Source organism: Buttiauxella brennerae ATCC 51605, assembly GCF_001654925.1.
In the GTDB taxonomy this organism is placed as follows: domain Bacteria; phylum Pseudomonadota; class Gammaproteobacteria; order Enterobacterales; family Enterobacteriaceae; genus Buttiauxella; species Buttiauxella brennerae.
In genome coordinates this window covers 134,662-150,443 of record NZ_LXER01000019.1, presented here as the reverse complement: position 1 = coordinate 150,443, position 15,782 = coordinate 134,662, and the positions used below count along the sequence as shown (strand labels likewise).

Here is a 15,782-nt window from a genome sequence, read left to right as displayed (position 1 = left end):
CTTATGGGGAACACTGGGGCAATTTATACCGGGTACAAGGTCAAAACCGGCTCGGTGTGGTCTTTAGGTTTTGACGTTGACCTTGTGTTCCGGCTTCAATCGCACCGTTTTTTACCCTTCAGTCGGGGTCACGTGGCCGGGAGCCACGTGAGTGAGCGATCGTCTGGAACGAGTCGCGAACGACCGCGAATGTTGGGTGAAAAACGGTGTTTACCGCTTGCGGCGATTGATTTGCCGGGAGTCCGGGTTCTTAGGGTGACGACGGTGGTCACCCTAAGACGTTCACCAGTTCAGTGGCTATATGAAACAATGAACATCGGGTGAACGGAACTGTCTCCCTTCTCACAAAGATGTGACTAAGAGACAGCCTGGGGGAGAGGGATATTTATTCCCAAAATCAAAAATTATTGAATCCCTTCAAAGAAAGTTAAGCCACATCGTTGTATGTTACGCGCCGTTTAACACGCAATGGCGGACGTAATGTACGAGTTTAACCTGGTGTTACTGCTCCTTCAGCAGATGTGCGTCTACCTGGTTATCGCCTGGTTGATGAGTAAAACGCGTCTGTTTATCCCGCTGATGCAGGTCACTGTACGCTTGCCGCATAAATTACTCTGCTACGTCACGTTCTCTATCTTCTGCATTATGGGCACCTATTTTGGCCTGCATATCGACGACTCCATCGCTAACACACGGGCGATTGGTGCGGTAATGGGCGGGTTGCTCGGTGGGCCGCTGGTAGGCGGGCTGGTGGGTTTAACCGGCGGGCTGCATCGTTATTCGATGGGAGGCATGACCGCGCTAAGTTGCATGGTTTCCACCATTGTAGAAGGGCTACTTGGTGGGCTGCTGCACCGTTTGCTGATTCGCCGTGGCCGTAGCGATTTGCTGTTTAACCCGCTGACCGCAGGTGGCATTACGCTGCTGGCTGAATTTTTCCAGATGGGCATTATTTTGCTGATAGCCCGCCCGTTTGCCGATGCGTTGAACCTGGTGAAAAGTATTGCTGCGCCGATGATGGTGACCAACACCGTGGGTGCCGCGCTGTTTATGCGTATTCTGCTCGATAAACGGGCGATGCTTGAGAAATACACCTCGGCGTTTTCGGCCACCGCGCTGAAAGTGGCGGCCTCCACCGAAGGGATTTTGCGCCAGGGTTTTAACCAGGAAAACAGCATGAAGGTAGCGCAAGTGCTGCATCAGGAGCTGGATATTGGCGCGGTCGCTATCACCGATAATGAAAAGCTGCTGGCGTTTACCGGTATCGGTGCGGACCACCATCTTCCAGGTCGGCCCATCTCTTCTGAATATACCTGGCAGGCCATTGAGCGTGGGGAGGTGGTTTATGCTGATGGGAATGAGGTGCCATACCGCTGCTCGCTACACCCGCATTGCAAACTCGGCTCCACGCTGGTTATCCCACTGTATGGCGAAAACAGCCGGGTGATTGGCACCATCAAACTGTATGAAGCGAAAAACCGTTTGTTCAGTTCGATTAACCGCACGCTGGGCGAAGGCATCGCGCAGCTGCTCTCAGCCCAGATTCTGGCGGGGCAGTATGAACGCCAGAAGCAGATGCTAACGCAGTCTGAAATCAAACTGCTGCATGCCCAGGTGAATCCGCATTTCCTGTTTAACGCCTTAAATACGCTGGTCGCTGTTATTCGCCGTGACAATGAGCAGGCATGCCAACTGGTGCAATATCTCTCAACTTTCTTTCGTAAAAACTTAAAACGCCCGAGCGAAATCGTCACCCTTGCGGATGAAATAGAACATGTGAACGCCTATCTGCAAATTGAGCAGGCACGTTTTCAGTCACGCCTGAAAGTACAACTGAATGTGCCACCCCAGCTGGCACAAATTCGGTTACCCGCTTTTACCCTGCAACCGATTGTCGAAAATGCCATTAAACACGGTACGTCGCAGTTGCTCGGCGTGGGTGAAATCACCGTTAATGCCTGTCTGTGGGGTGACCATTTGGATCTGTCTATTGAAGACAATGCCGGTTTATATCAGGAAAACACCAGCGCCAGCGGGCTTGGCATGAGTCTGGTGGATAAACGGCTACGCGCTCGTTATGGCGATGACTGCGGCATTAAAGTGGATGTTGAACCCGACCGATTTACCCGCATTACCCTACGTTTACCTCTGGAGGAAACCCCATGTTAAAAGTGCTGATTGTCGATGACGAACCATTGGCGCGTGAGAATTTGCGCATCATGCTGCAAAACGAGCCAGACATTGACGTCGTGGGGGAGTGTGGTAACGCGGTGGAAGCGATTGGCGCGGTACACCGCTTGCATCCGGACGTGCTGTTTCTCGATATCCAGATGCCGCGCATCAGCGGGCTGGAAATGGCGAGTATGCTCGATCCTGAACAGCGCCCTTACATCGTGTTCCTCACCGCCTTTGACGAGTACGCGGTGCAGGCATTTGAGGAGCACGCTTTTGACTATTTGCTCAAACCGATAGACAGCAAACGGCTCGAGAAAACCCTGCACCGCCTGCGCCATGAACGCGTTGACCAGGATATGACGTTGCTTGCGCCAAACCAGGAAGATCTCAAATTCATTCCTTGTACCGGGCGCAGCCGCATCTATCTGCTGCAAATGGAAGAGGTGATGTACGCCAGCAGCCGCATGAGTGGCGTGTATGTGACCCATGCGCAGGGGGGTGAAGGGTTTACCGAACTGACGTTACGCACGCTCGAAAGCCGCACGCCGCTGGTTCGCTGCCATCGGCAATATCTGGTTAATATGGCGCACCTCAAAGAGATCCGCTTTGAAGAGGGTGGGCAAGCCGAACTGATGCTGCGCGACGGGCAGTCTGTCCCGGTGAGCAGGCGTTATTTAAAGAGCCTGAAAGAAGCGCTGGGGTTGAAAGCGGTCTAGTTTAAAAGGATATAGTTTTATGTAGGGTATATGCGGTCATGCCGATATACTGCCCGCTTTGCAAGATTTTGAACGAGAGAACCACCAACTATGATGAATAACGATGTACTACGCAGCGTGCGTTACATGCTGAATTTGGGCAATGACGATATGGTGAAAATTTTCGCCCTGACCGACACTGCCGTGACTGCTGAGCAAATTGTTAGCTGGACTAAAAAAGAAGACGAAGAGAACTTCAAACTTTGCCCTGACATTCTGATGGCTAACTTCCTTAACGGCCTGATTTACTTCAAACGTGGCAAAGACGAAAGCAAACCTGCGCCAAAAATCGAACGCAAGATGACCAATAACATCATCCTGAAAAAACTGCGTATTGCGTTTGATTTGAAAACTGATGACGTGCTGGAAATTCTGACCTCGCAGGAATTCCGTATCTCGATGCCAGAAATCACCGCCATGATGCGTGCACCAGAGAACAAAAACTTCCGCGAGTGCGGCGACCAGTTCCTGCGTTACTTCCTGCGCGGTTTGACTTCACGCGTACACGTCGCGAAAAAATAAGATTTATTGCGGTGGATGGTGCTCGCGCACATCCACCCTGCTGTAGGTCAGATTCGCGCAGCGGCATCCGATATAAAGCTGTGACCTCCAAACTATCCCCGCGCTTCGTTCTTCCGCTTCACGATATCAGCCATCACCGCCAGCGCAATTTCTGCCGGAGTTTTACTTCCCAGCGGCAAACCAATCGGCGCATGAATGCGTTGCAGTTCCTCCCGGCTAAACTCCGCAATAGTCTGCAAACGCTCAAGCCTGCGGGCGCTGTTCTTCTGCGAACCCATTGCACCAATGTAAAATGCGGGTGTATTCACCGCTTCCATTAAAGTCAGGTCATCCATACGCGGATCGTGGGTGAGTGCGACAATCGCTGTGTTGGCGTGGCAACTGTGCTGTTCGAGATAGTTCGCCGGGAAGTGTTTAATTAACGTGATTTCAGATTTCAGAAGAGCGGCAAAGTTTTCCAGCGCTTCCGGGCGATTCTCGCAAACTAACACTTCAAAACCCAGCGAGCTGGCAAAGTCAGCACAATAGAGCGCCACACTCGACAGCCCGGCAATCAGCAAACGTGGGGCGGCGGCAACATGCACGGTAATTTGCTGCCCGTTGCGTTCAACCTGAGTGATATCGGCAAATTCGGTGGCTTCCAGATGGCGGCAAGGCTCAGGGAGCGTCAGACGTTTTTGCAAGGCAAAATGGCCATTTAGCGCAGCTGCCATCTTTTCGAGATACTGCACATTTCCTGAGTGAGCAGGCAGATACTCCACCAGAATATCTAGCACGCCGCCGCAGGGCAGTGCGATGCCTGGCTCAAGCCCACCTTCACCGTAACGCACAACCTGGCTGCTTTGCTGGTACTCACCCTGCGCGATTCGTTGTAAAAAATCCTCTTCGACACAACCACCCGAAAGCGAGCCACAAAAGCGACCGTCGGCAGTGGCAACCATTAGCGCACCCGGTGAACGGGGCGATGAACCAAAGGTGTTTAATACCGTACAGAGCCAGACAGGTTGTTGCTCAAGCCAGCGACAAGCCTGGTGAACCACACTGATATCAAGATGCTGCATGATTATTTTCACTCCTTTGAGCCAGATGTGATGGAAGGTCGATATCACGTTGCGAGTCGGCATCGCCAGCCGCGATGAGATGCACAGCTTCAGCGCGTAACAATTCACGGGCACCGTTGTCGCCTGAAAGCTGGCTCAGTTTTTCAAACCACTGGCGTGCGAAACCGACTGGATGACCGGGGTGTTCACCCACACATGGTCGTGCAAGCGTGTGAAACTCCAGCGCGTCTGCGACCTCGATAAACAAAGCTGGCGCTACAAAAGGCATATCGGCCAGATGAATCAGCCAGCCTTGCCAGTGCGCAGTGGCGCAAACACCCGCGGCAATCGACTCACCCAAACCGGCACTGGCAATGAGTGTCACGGGAACCTGTTGCGCATGGCACAACGCTTGAATATGAGTATTTTCCGGGCGAGTCACAACATGCACTTCCAGACCAGATGCTTGCGCATGGCGTAGCGTTTGCGCAAACACACTGTCGTTGTTGAGCAACGCATTCAGTTTGTTACCTTCTCCCCCCGCTTTTCTGAAGCGTTCAGCACACCCTGCAGCGGCAATAAGAATGCCTGCTTTCATATTCAAGGCTTATTCCTCACTGCCTTTCTGATTACGCAATACCATGAGTAATTTGCGCAACAATGTTTTTTTTATGAAAATGAGATGTTAATTCTCACATGATTTAGCTTAAATATATATACTTATATTCACTACGGAAATGTATAAGATCTACGCATAATTGTTTGAAAAAAAGACAATAATAATTTTAAACGGGACGTTTTATGAGCAATTTTAATCCATCACGGCGCAGTTTTATTAAACGCGCGGTGGTTGCCGGAGTCGCGGTGTATCTTGCCCCTCTCTATAGCCGTGCTTATGCCGCGCTATTTGAACAAAAAATCCTTCATTCGCCGAACTGGGATGCCAAAAACAAGCGCATCCGTTTCCGAATTGACGGGAAATCAAAAGTGATGGGGCAGAAAGTCTTTGCCCGCGATATTCGCGCGGTAGACATGCCGCACTGGCCGCAGAAACAGGCACATGCTTTTATTTTGCGCACCACCAAAGCCGACAGGTTGTTTAGCGGTATCAATCTGGCTTTATTGGGTGATGATCTGAAACCCGATCGTCTGGTGACCGCCGAAGATCTGGCGCGTGATGGCCTGGCATTTCCGGCGTTCTATGGTGAAGACATGCTGCTGCCGACCGGCAAAACGCCGGCATATCTTGGGCAAGCTGTTGCCATCCTGATTTACCACGATTTTGCCCGTTTCCGCTTTGCCAAAGACAAACTGAAATTTAAAGACGAAGTTATCCAGTACGGTGCCGAAACCGGCCCGCTTGAGCGTGACCCGTGGGGCACCTTCCGCTTTGTGCGCGTCGGTGGTGCCACTTCGCAGGACGACGATCACTTCTCCAGCCTGAAAGACATGCCTATCTTCCCGGTGTCGATGAAAAAGCATCTGCCGGTCTGGCCTGAAGGGCGCGAAGGCGGCAAGCTGGATCAGGAAGGCATGTATTACGCAGGCATGATTGCCGATGAACTGAAGAACCCGCCGGAAGACTGGCTGGTGCTGTCACGCCGCTACACCACACAATCTATCGACACCGCAGCACTTGAGCCGGATAACGCCAACGGCTGGTTCGATGAAGCGACGCAAACACTGCATATGGTGGTGCCGACGCAATCCCCACAGGAAGTGGCAGACGAAATGCCACGCATGCTGGCAAAACGCACGCAGCCGGTAAAACAGCTGATTCTGCACCCGTGTTACACCGTGGGTTATGGCTCAAAAGATCACTACAACTTCCCGTATTACGGTGCGGTTGCCGCAATGTATGGCGACGGTCACCCGGTGCGCCTGGCGAACGACCGTTACGAGCAGTTCCAGAGCGCACTCAAACGCCACGCGTTCGATATGAATTACACCATCGCGGTGAATAAAAAGACCGGCATCCTGCAATCATTTTTGGGCGACATGACCGCCAACGGCGGCGGGCGCAGCAACTTTACCCCGTCAGTTTCGATGGTGGGTGCCACGGCGGCACAATCTATTTATTACTTCCCGAAAAGTGATTTATCGGCAGTGGGCGTGGCTTCTCGTGCCATCGACGCGGGTTCCGCTCGTGGTTATGGCACGCTGCAAAGTATGGCCGCCACTGAAATGATGGTGGATGAAATTGCTGCGCAACTGAATATCGACCCGATTGAATTCCGGATGCGCAACGCGCTGAAATCAGGCATGAAAAACACCCAGGGCGCGATCCCTGCCGGGGCGATTCGGGTTGATGAAGTGCTGGCGAAAGCGGCAAAACATGAAATCTGGCTGAAACGTGCCGAACGCAAAGCCGAATTTGAAATGAAGAACCCAGGCAAACGTTATGGCGTGGGCTTTGGCTGCGTACAAAAAGACTTTGGTACCGGGGCGGAAACCTCCTTTGCGCGCGTGGAAGTCGGTGCCGATGGGCGTATTGCCTTGCATCACAGTGGTGCGGAAATGGGCACCGGCATGTCGACATCACAATCCGTGCTGTGCGCCCAATGGCTGGGCAAACCGGCAGACGAAGCGCATTTCTCGGTAACCGACTGGAGTTCTCTGCCGGTTGTTACCAGCGGCGACCCGTACATTATGTCTCAGGAAGATCAAGACAAACTGTCTGCCAATCCTTCCTGGTCGCCGTCTTATTGCTCGCCATCAAGTGCCAGTAACTCGGCGTATTACTTCTCACACAGCACGCGTGAAGCGGCGCGTTTAGTGTTTGAGCATGGTTTGTGGCCTGCGGCAATGGCTATCTGGTCCACCGGAATCGGTGGTGGTCAGGCCGCACCGCTGGTGGTGCGCATCGAAGACGCCCGTTGGGTGGAAGGTGGTTTAACCGCCGCCGGAATGGAAATCTTAAGCCTCGAATTGCTGGCTAAAAAAGCCCACGAAATGAACCTGATGACCGGTGCTGCGGTGCACGTCTTTAACCGCTGGCAGTGGGCAGAAGCGGACTTTAAAATCGGTGAACAAAGCAAACGCCTGCCTGTGGACGGGCTTTCCGTGCGTAACGGCACCGGAGAGTTCACCACCCTTGCCCGGGAACATGTTTACTACCCGCCAACGCAGCGTAACAACGCGGCGGTGACCTATTACAGCGCCGTCGGCACGCTGGCGGAAGTGGCGGTCAGTCTCGCAACCGGCGATGTCGAACTGCTGAACCACCACTCGATTATGGAGTGCGGCAATCTAATCGTCCCGGAACTGGTTTCCGGGCAGCTGCAGGGCGGCCTGGCGATGGGTATTGGCCACGCACTACACGAATATTTACCTCTCTATGAAGACGGACCAGGCAACGGGACATGGAACTTCAACCGTTATCACCTGCCGCGTGCCAGCGATGTGGCGGTCTGGAAACAGACTGGCGATATCCTCCCCGCGCTTTCGGAAACTGACCCACCAAAAGGCATGGCTGAAGTCGTGATGATCCCGGTTGTCGCCGCGATTGTGAATGCGATTGCCGATGCCACCGGCCACCGTTTCCGTGATTTGCCCGTCCGTGCTGAAAATATTCGTGAGGTATTACCATGAGCATCACAACTAAACCAATGAACCTGACCATCAACAACAAACCCTACGGCCCGATTGATGTGCCGGAAGGGTTGATGATGATCGATTTCCTGCACGAATATGTCTATCTGACCGGTTCACGCCTGGGCTGCGGGCAGGGCATTTGCCACGCCTGTGTGGCGATTGTCGACAACCCAAGCGGCACCAGTGAAGAAGTGCGCACCTGCATTACGGGCGCTCATTTCTTTAACGGCAAAAAAGTCCGCACCGTGGAAGGCCACGCTAAAGTCGATGAGCAGGGCGAAGTGGTGGAACTGTCGCCCATTCAGCAGTCATTTCTCGATCACTACAGTTTCCAGTGTGGCTACTGCACGCCGGGCTTTGTGAACGCCGCAACGATTTTTGTTGAGAAGCTGAAACGTGAACCGATTGCACGTGAAGAGCTTGAAGGGGCGATTTCTACTGCGCTGGAGAACCACATCTGCCGCTGTACCGGTTATGTGCGTTACTACGAAGCGGTGCGCGATGTGGTGCTGAAAACGCCGGGGCTGGTGAAGGAGGCGGTGAAATGAAAAAACGTCTCGCACTCATTGTGCTGGCGGTGGTCGCCATTGTTGTGGCGATTTTGTACTGGCGGGAGTACCGTACGTATGACGGCCCGGTGCAGAAAGTCACCGCCAGCAAAGAGCAAATCGAACGCGGTAGTTATCTGGCTAAAGCGGCTGACTGTGCGGCTTGCCACACAGCTTCTGGCGGTGCTCCATTAGCTGGCGGCTACCCGCTGGAATCCCCATACGGCACGATTTACGGCAGCAACCTGACACCTTCTGCTGATTACGGTATTGGCCGCTGGACGAAAGATGATTTCTACAAAGCGCTGACCGAAGGCGTTACCCCAACCGGGCGTCATCTGTTCCCGGCGATGCCTTATACCTCGTATAAAAACATCTCGCGCCAGGATTCAGATGATATTTATGCGTACCTGATGACGCGCCCGGCGGTGGATGTGGCAACGCCGGATAACGAAATGGCCTTCCCGTTCAACCAGCGTATTGCGTTGATTGGCTGGAATATTATGTTCCACGATAAAGATCCTTTACCTGCCATTTCAACGGGTAATTCTGCTGACTGGCATCGTGGGCGTTATCTGGCGGATGTGCTTGGGCACTGCGGCGAATGCCATACTGAACGCGGATTATTGGGCCAAATGAAGCTCGATAAAGCGATGCAGGGAGGGGAGTTAGGGCGCTTTATGGCACCTGACATCACGCCAAAAGCGTTAGCGCAACGTGGCTGGACACCGCAGGATGTACAGCAATTCCTGACTACTGGGATTGCCCCGCAAGGTAGCGCGTTTAGCGAAATGCATATGGTGGTTGACCTCAGTACTCAGCATTTGACGCCTGCCGATCAGAAAGCGATGGCAACGTATTTGATGGGCAAAGCGCCGCCAGCCGCGGTGCCTGCAACACTCGGCAACGGTAACGAATCCGGGCGGATGACATATCTCGACCAGTGCGCTGGATGCCATGCCCGTGAAGGTGAGGGCAAACCGCACGTTGCGGTGTCGATGCTGAACAATGCGACGCTGCGCCAGCCGGATGCCAAAAACCTGATTGTTTCGGTGCTCGATGGCCTGCCTGCACAGAACTTCCCGAACGGCGAAAGCATGCAAAGTATGCCGGGCTTCGGTGAGCGTCTGAACGATGATCAAGTCGCGGAGCTGGTGAATTATCTGCGCGTGACGTGGGGTGGTTTGCCGGGGGATGTGACGGCGGAGCAGGTGAAGGCGCTGAGGGTGGAGAAGTAAACTGGGTGCTTATGCCAGAAGGGTGATTGTTCCGTTCACCTGAAAGTTCACTGATCCCACATAGGTTAGTGAACGGTGAACGTGCCAGGTGGATAACGACATCCCCCTGGCGACCCCGTCGCCCGGTGATTAAATTGCCGCTGCGCGGTAAACCCCAGCTTATCCCCAACGTTCAGGGGCGTTCGCGACTCGGTTATTCGGCACATCCGTGTGCCGAACCACTTCGTGGCCAACGCAAGCGTTGTTCAAAAATGTTCCTGACATTTTTGTCCGGCGGTCGCTCTCTTTCGCTGCTCCCGGCAGCTCAACCCTGACTTATGGGCAACGCTGGGGCAATTTATACCGGGACTAAGGTCAAAGCCCAAACCAGCCAGGCTTTTGACTTTAGCTTTTGACGTTGCCCTTGTCCCCGGCTTCAATCGCGCCGGTTTTTACCCTTCAGTCGTGGTCACGTGGTCGGGAACCACGTGAGAGAGCGATCGCCGGGAGCGAATCGCGAACGACCGCGAATGTTGGGTAAAAAACGGTGTTTACCGCGAAGCGGCGATTGACTTGCCGGGCGCCAGGATTGCCAAGGAGAGGGCGTTCTCTCCTTGGCACGTTCACCGTTCACTGAAAGATGTGGGATCGAATAACGTTTAGGTGAACGGAAAATCACCGCTCCGTCATAGGAAACGCACACTAGGGTGAACGAAATACCACTCCCCCCCCCATTTCTAACCGCTCAAACACCAATACAACCGCTCACCAAAACTCCCGCTTATTGCGTATCCAACCCATGCCAGCATAGCGCTGAACTTTTTATCTTTGGCTCTGGAGTGGGTTATGCAACACGCACTAACTTTTGTTATCGCGACTTTGTGCATTCTTGCCATCTGCTATCGCCTTTACGGGGTGTTTTTCGTCCGTAAAGTGCTGAACGCTGATGACTCTGAAATCACACCGTCACATATTCTTGAGGACGGCAAAGACTACGTCCCAACTAAAAAATGGGTTAACTTTGGCAGCCACTTTGCGGCAATCGCCGCAGCGGGCCCACTGGTCGGCCCGGTACTTGCGGCGCAATACGGTTACCTGCCAAGTTTCTTATGGCTGCTGATTGGTTGTGTGGTAGGCGGCGCGGTGCATGACACCGTGGTGCTTTTCGCGTCGATGAAACACCGTGGTAAGTCACTCTCAGAAGTGGCAAAAGCGGAACTCGGCCCGGTGGCTGGCTGGTGTACCGGTCTTGCCATGTTGTTCATTATCACTATTACCATGGCGGGTTTGTCGATGGTGGTGGTTCACGCTCTGGAACGTAACCCATGGGGAACCTTCGCGGTCTTCATGACGATTCCAGTCGCGATTTGCGTCGGCTTGTGGGAGCGGTATACCGGTAGCATGCGCGGTGCGACCTGGGTTGGCATTATCGTGATTTTCGCCTGCGTGGTGATTGGCCCCTATATTCAGGAATCCTCTTTCGGGGAGTGGCTGAGCCTGCGTGCTTCAACGGTGAGCCTGGTGCTGCCATTCTATGCTTTCTTCGCCACGGCGCTGCCGGTGTGGATGCTGCTGACGCCGCGTGGCTATCTCTCAAGCTTTATGAAAATCGGCGTGTTCGGTGCGCTGGTCATTGGCGTGGTGTTTATCAACCCGGAAATTCAATTCCCGGCGGTGACGCAATTTATCCACGGTAATGGTCCGGTACTGGCCGGTCCGGTCTGGCCATTTATCTCAATCACCATCGCCTGTGGCGCAATCTCTGGTTTCCATGCGTTTATCGGTTCCGGCACCACGCCTAAGCAAATTGATAAGTGGAACGATATTCTGCCTGTCGCTTTTGGCGCGATGCTTGCGGAGTGTGTCGTCGGTGTGATGGCGTTAATCGCCGCAACCGCGCTGCACCCGGCAGACTACTTTGCGATTAACTCCTCACCTGAAGTGTTTGCTGGCTTGGGGATGAGCGTGGTGAATTTGCCGCAGCTTAGCGAGTCTATCGGCCTGGATTTATACGGGCGTACCGGCGGGGCAGTGACGCTTGCAGTCGGCATGGCAGATATCTTCACCCGCATTCCATGGTTCAGCCACCTTGCGTCTTACTTCTTCCAGTTCGTGGTGATGTTTGAAGCGGTATTTATTCTGACGGCAGTAGATTCCGGTACCCGCGTTGCACGTTATTTGCTGCAAGATTTCCTCGGCGACATTTGGGCACCGCTCAAACGCACTAACTGGATGCCGGGCGCGATTGGTTGCAGCATCGTTGCCTGTGTGCTGTGGGGTTACCTGTTGAACTCGGGCGACATCAACTCAGTTTGGGCATTGTTTGGTGTATCCAACCAGTTAATGGCCTCTATCGGCCTGATGATTGGCGCGACCATTATCCTGCGGATGTCTGAAAAACGCTGGTACGTGCTGACTTGCCTGGTACCGCTGTCATACCTGTATGTCACGGTAAACTACGCGGCGTACTGGATGGTGAAGAACGTCTACTTCAACAGTGCTGCCAAAGGTTTCAACATCTTCAACGGTACGATTTCGATTGTGATGGTAGCGCTTGGGCTGGTGATTATGGTGGCGTCGGTTCAACGCTGGTTCGTGCTGTGGCGTGCCCGCGGGAATTCGGAGCCGATTGAATTGCTTTCCTGATAGCTAAACTTGAGGCTGGTCATCCGTGACCGGCCTTTTTACTTACTGAAAAATGACAGAATTAGCGTGATCGGCGCGATATTGAATCTTCACGCGCTGGCCGTTCAGGGTGTATTCGGTATACGGGTACACTTCTTTCCAGCCTGCCGCTTTAAGTTTTGCTTCTACCTGGCTGGTCGTTAAGTCCATCAGATCTTTCTTCTCGAGTTTCTTCGCACTGGTGGTGCTGGTGCTGGTGCTGCTAACTTGTTGCAGTGCGCCATGTTTATGCGGTGCAGACCATTCGCCACTCATTTCATCACCGCTACGGGTGAAACTCAGGGTGTAGCCCGCGCCTTTCCATTCTGCAAAATCAGGATTGTTAATGGTTCGGGTCGCTTTTTTACCGTTGATGGTTACGGCTTTGTTGTTCACCACGACTTTTACTGAATCACCCGCACCTTTCCAGCTACCGTTAGCTAAATCCAGTGCCATTGCTGCTGGAGATAACACTAATCCGCCCACCAGGGCTGCAACTACTACGTTAAATTTGTTCATCATTAACTCTCTTATATATTAGGTATTCTTAATTATTGCCCATAGGGAAAGTTTAAGAAGTGGAATGTATTTGCGTGGCGAGATAATGCTGCTGAGTGCGTCTGCCGTTGTTGATATAAATCAAATTGATGAATGTGATTTCGGTAAGTATTCTTAAAAATAATGATTAGCCGGTGAGAGTTGTTTTTAGCTCTTACATTCGAAAGGCCACTGGCGCACAGACGCCAGCGGCTTTGCTGATTATTCCACAGTGACAGCTTTATTTGCCGGCTGCTCAAGGATCATGGTTTGCGTCTGGCTCAGGCTGATACCTGCCGCGCGCAGCATCTTAAGAATTTCATATAACAAATCGCTGCGCGTTGAACTCACCATACGTGGGCTGTTCACATAGCCGGTTACGCTTAACACAATCCCGGTTGGCCCCAGCTCTTTAAAGCTGACTGATGGCGCTGGGTTTTCCAGAATCGACTCATGCAGGTTATAGGCTTCGAGCAACAAGTTGCGCACCTGTTCAGGGTCGATATCCAGCGGGAAGGTCAGCGTAATCGTGGCGACACCTTGTGCATTCCCCATCGTTGCGTTACGCACGTTCTGCGAAATTAGCTGCGAGTTCGGCACAATAACCGTGGATTTGTCGCCCAGTTGAATCTCGGTGGCACGCACATTGATGCGGCGAATATCACCTTCAACGCCACTGATACTCACCAGGTCACCCACTTTTACCGGGCGCTCGGTCAACAGAATCAGGCCGGAGATAAAGTTCTTCACAATCTCCTGCAAGCCAAAACCGATACCCACCGATAAGGCACTGACTATCCACGCCAGTTTGTTCCATTCAATACCCAACATGGATAGGGTTAGCATGATAATCAGCACGTAGCCGACGTTGGTGAACAGTGTCACCAGGGACGCGCGCAGACCACGGTCCATATTGGTTTTTGGCAGGAAATCGTTATCCAGCCAGCGGCGCGTGGAGCGCAGGACATACCAACCAACCACCAGACACAGAACCGCATTAAGGGCGTGTGCCGGGATGATGTTCATCCCTTCAAGGCCTTTGCCGCCCCACATATCGGCGATTTTGGCCAGCAGTTCCATCGGCGTCGTGGTACCGAAGGTACCGTTAAGCAGCGCAACCGCTGCCATTAACAGCAGTGACGTTTTACCCAGTGCGGAGAAAAGTGTCGCCGCAAGCGAGAGGTAGCGGTCATTCAGGCTAAGTGTACTTTTGAGGATTTTCCCGCTGTGCGTTGACGGTGAAAACACGGCTTCACACAAGTCCACCACGAAATGAATCAGCAGATACAGACTGCACACCACCAGGCCAATCCACAACAATTCGAAGGTGACGAAACGGGCCAGCGGAATGTAGCCAATCAACAGCGCCAGCAGAATAACGAAAGCGGTCAGGCTGATGACCAGGTGAATCAGACCCGCAACAGTGGAACGCGCTTCGGTTTGTTCCCCTTCAGCGCGCATTTTCCGGCGTATACGGTTCACACGAAGTGGAGCGACCAGGCAGTTTAGCGCCACTAATAGTGCAGAAAGGCCGTTGCCAAATAGCGTGGCGTCGATACTTGCGCCAACCAGCGCGTTCAACTGTTCAATGATGCCGAAAAGAAAGATGAACGTTGCCAGTAAAATCGGGAAGGTTGCGAGGGTTTTTGCCAGCGGATCGGCAATCCCCGGCAAACGCCAGGAAGGGTGGTTATTCGACAGCAGGGCGATACCCAGGCCTGCGATCACGGCGGAAAAATAGGTCAGCTCGACCAGTTGATCGGCAAATTCAAGGATCCATGGGGAGGTATCGGGCAGGCGCGTAAAGATATAGCACAACAGCTGCATGCAAATACCCAGCGTCAGCGTGGTGCTTAACGTGGTGAAACAGGCCAGGAAGCTGCGACGGAAACGACCTTGTGGTAGCCAGCGTGGTAGCACCCAGTTCATGGGTTTATCCAACGCGTGGCGGCCAAACAGCCCAATGCCTAATGCTAAGAGAAGATAGATGCCGGTGCCCAGGCGCCATTCTTCGCTCCAGGCCTCATCCCAGGCGCTTCCAACCTGAGCGCCGAACTCGCCAAAACGAGCCGCATCTTTATCGTTGGGTTGAAAGACGGGGGACCAAAATTTTTCACCAAGAATGCTGCCGGTGTTCAGCGCGATTTGTGTTTTCAGCGCGTCGCGGCGCAAGCCGGAAATTTGTGACGAGAGGTTTTGCGCGCCTACCGCAATCGCTTTAGTTTGCTCAATTTGGGTCGTGAGCAATGTTTTGCTGTTGTTGAGTTGTTTGCGCTGGCTAACAACCTGTGGCGTTTCAGTCAGCGTTCCCGGGGCTGGAGCCGGTCCCAGAACATCCAGCTGCGCCTGAACTTGAGTTAATTGCGGTGCCAGCGCAACGGCAAGTTTGTCGGCTTCGGCCACCAACTTTTGCGAATCATCGTTCAGGCTGGTGAATTGTTTATCGGTTTTTGCCGCGGATACGCGCTGTTTAAGTGAGTCCAGTCGCTTTTGCAGCGCCGGAAGTGCCGTGTTGGCATTAACCTTTGCCGGCTCTTCAGTGGCAGATTGCCCGGTGGACTCGTCTGCCTGAGACAGGAAGGGTGCCATCATTAAACAGGACAACAATGCCAGCAATAGCAGCGGCATTCTTAACGTTTTACGCATAGAAGGTTGTTTCCGATAAATCGAATCGTAAAAATAATCCGCTAAGGATACGCGTTATTCGCCGGAAACCAACCAGGGTTAATC

General features: G+C 53.1%; 11 protein-coding genes. 7 read left to right on the top strand and 4 right to left on the bottom strand.

The features are described 5' to 3' along the window. Positions 1 to 480: 480 nt before the first annotated feature. The 3 genes from M975_RS11850 (at position 481) to M975_RS11840 (ending at position 3,452) form a co-directional block, all read left to right on the top strand. Positions 481 to 2,169: a sensor histidine kinase gene (locus M975_RS11850; protein WP_064559584.1), complete on the top strand. Its 1,689-nt coding sequence runs from the start codon at positions 481 to 483 to the stop codon at positions 2,167 to 2,169. Continuing rightward, on the top strand, positions 2,163 to 2,891 hold the full coding sequence (btsR, locus tag M975_RS11845) for a two-component system response regulator BtsR (RefSeq protein WP_064559582.1): 729 nt from the start codon (positions 2,163 to 2,165) through the stop codon (positions 2,889 to 2,891). Before M975_RS11850 ends, btsR begins: the two co-directional genes overlap by 7 nt. 90 nt (positions 2,892 to 2,981) lie before the next feature. After that, a complete protein-coding gene (locus tag M975_RS11840; RefSeq protein WP_064559580.1) occupies positions 2,982 to 3,452 on the top strand; it encodes a YehS family protein in 471 nt (156 codons plus the stop codon). 92 nt (positions 3,453 to 3,544) lie between these two features. Here the strand turns inward: M975_RS11840 and M975_RS11835 are convergent, their stop codons facing one another. After that, positions 3,545 to 4,513, bottom strand: coding sequence for an XdhC family protein (locus tag M975_RS11835; RefSeq protein WP_064559578.1), 969 nt, complete (start codon positions 4,511 to 4,513; stop codon positions 3,545 to 3,547). Then, the gene (locus tag M975_RS11830) at positions 4,500 to 5,090 is read right to left on the bottom strand and encodes a nucleotidyltransferase family protein (RefSeq protein WP_064559576.1); all 591 of its coding nucleotides are present in this window, start codon (positions 5,088 to 5,090) and stop codon (positions 4,500 to 4,502) included. The genes M975_RS11835 and M975_RS11830 overlap by 14 nt, the downstream gene beginning before the upstream one ends. Positions 5,091 to 5,293: 203 nt before the next feature. Here M975_RS11830 and M975_RS11825 point away from each other — a divergent pair, with 203 nt between their 5' ends. The 4 genes from M975_RS11825 to M975_RS11810 all read left to right on the top strand — a co-directional run bounded on the left by M975_RS11825 (position 5,294) and on the right by M975_RS11810 (position 12,497). Next, entirely contained in the window at positions 5,294 to 8,083 is a 2,790-nt protein-coding gene (locus tag M975_RS11825; RefSeq protein WP_064559574.1) for a xanthine dehydrogenase family protein molybdopterin-binding subunit, read from the top strand. Then, positions 8,080 to 8,634 carry a (2Fe-2S)-binding protein gene (locus M975_RS11820; protein WP_064559572.1) on the top strand — a complete coding sequence of 185 codons (555 nt, stop codon included), beginning with the start codon at positions 8,080 to 8,082 and terminating at the stop codon, positions 8,632 to 8,634. Before M975_RS11825 ends, M975_RS11820 begins: the two co-directional genes overlap by 4 nt. Further along, the gene (locus tag M975_RS11815; protein WP_064559570.1) at positions 8,631 to 9,872 is read left to right on the top strand and encodes a cytochrome c; all 1,242 of its coding nucleotides are present in this window, start codon (positions 8,631 to 8,633) and stop codon (positions 9,870 to 9,872) included. The genes M975_RS11820 and M975_RS11815 overlap by 4 nt, the downstream gene beginning before the upstream one ends. Before the next feature lie 825 nt (positions 9,873 to 10,697). Further along, complete coding sequence (locus M975_RS11810; protein WP_064559568.1) at positions 10,698 to 12,497, top strand: carbon starvation CstA family protein; 1,800 nt, start codon at positions 10,698 to 10,700, stop codon at positions 12,495 to 12,497. Positions 12,498 to 12,539: 42 nt separating this feature from the next. On the opposite strand, the gene M975_RS11805 is transcribed toward M975_RS11810, so the two are convergent. Both M975_RS11805 and M975_RS11800 read right to left on the bottom strand, forming a co-directional pair. After that, a complete protein-coding gene (locus M975_RS11805; RefSeq protein WP_064559566.1) occupies positions 12,540 to 13,037 on the bottom strand; it encodes a hypothetical protein in 498 nt (165 codons plus the stop codon). 237 nt (positions 13,038 to 13,274) lie between these two features. Continuing rightward, the gene (locus M975_RS11800; protein ID WP_064559564.1) at positions 13,275 to 15,698 is read right to left on the bottom strand and encodes a DUF3772 domain-containing protein; all 2,424 of its coding nucleotides are present in this window, start codon (positions 15,696 to 15,698) and stop codon (positions 13,275 to 13,277) included. Positions 15,699 to 15,782: the final 84 nt, after the last annotated feature.

What these genes read in the sequence shown, in the direction of transcription:
- M975_RS11850 (WP_064559584.1), top strand. Translation starts at nt 481, where the DNA reads ATGTACGAGTTTAACCTGGTGTTACTGCTCCTTCAGCAGATGTGCGTC.
- btsR (WP_064559582.1), top strand. Translation starts at nt 2,163, where the DNA reads ATGTTAAAAGTGCTGATTGTCGATGACGAACCATTGGCGCGTGAGAAT.
- M975_RS11840 (WP_064559580.1), top strand. Translation starts at nt 2,982, where the DNA reads ATGATGAATAACGATGTACTACGCAGCGTGCGTTACATGCTGAATTTG.
- M975_RS11835 (WP_064559578.1), bottom strand. Translation starts at nt 4,513, where the DNA reads ATGCAGCATCTTGATATCAGTGTGGTTCACCAGGCTTGTCGCTGGCTT.
- M975_RS11830 (WP_064559576.1), bottom strand. Translation starts at nt 5,090, where the DNA reads ATGAAAGCAGGCATTCTTATTGCCGCTGCAGGGTGTGCTGAACGCTTC.
- M975_RS11825 (WP_064559574.1), top strand. Translation starts at nt 5,294, where the DNA reads ATGAGCAATTTTAATCCATCACGGCGCAGTTTTATTAAACGCGCGGTG.
- M975_RS11820 (WP_064559572.1), top strand. Translation starts at nt 8,080, where the DNA reads ATGAGCATCACAACTAAACCAATGAACCTGACCATCAACAACAAACCC.
- M975_RS11815 (WP_064559570.1), top strand. Translation starts at nt 8,631, where the DNA reads ATGAAAAAACGTCTCGCACTCATTGTGCTGGCGGTGGTCGCCATTGTT.
- M975_RS11810 (WP_064559568.1), top strand. Translation starts at nt 10,698, where the DNA reads ATGCAACACGCACTAACTTTTGTTATCGCGACTTTGTGCATTCTTGCC.
- M975_RS11805 (WP_064559566.1), bottom strand. Translation starts at nt 13,037, where the DNA reads ATGATGAACAAATTTAACGTAGTAGTTGCAGCCCTGGTGGGCGGATTA.
- M975_RS11800 (WP_064559564.1), bottom strand. Translation starts at nt 15,698, where the DNA reads ATGCGTAAAACGTTAAGAATGCCGCTGCTATTGCTGGCATTGTTGTCC.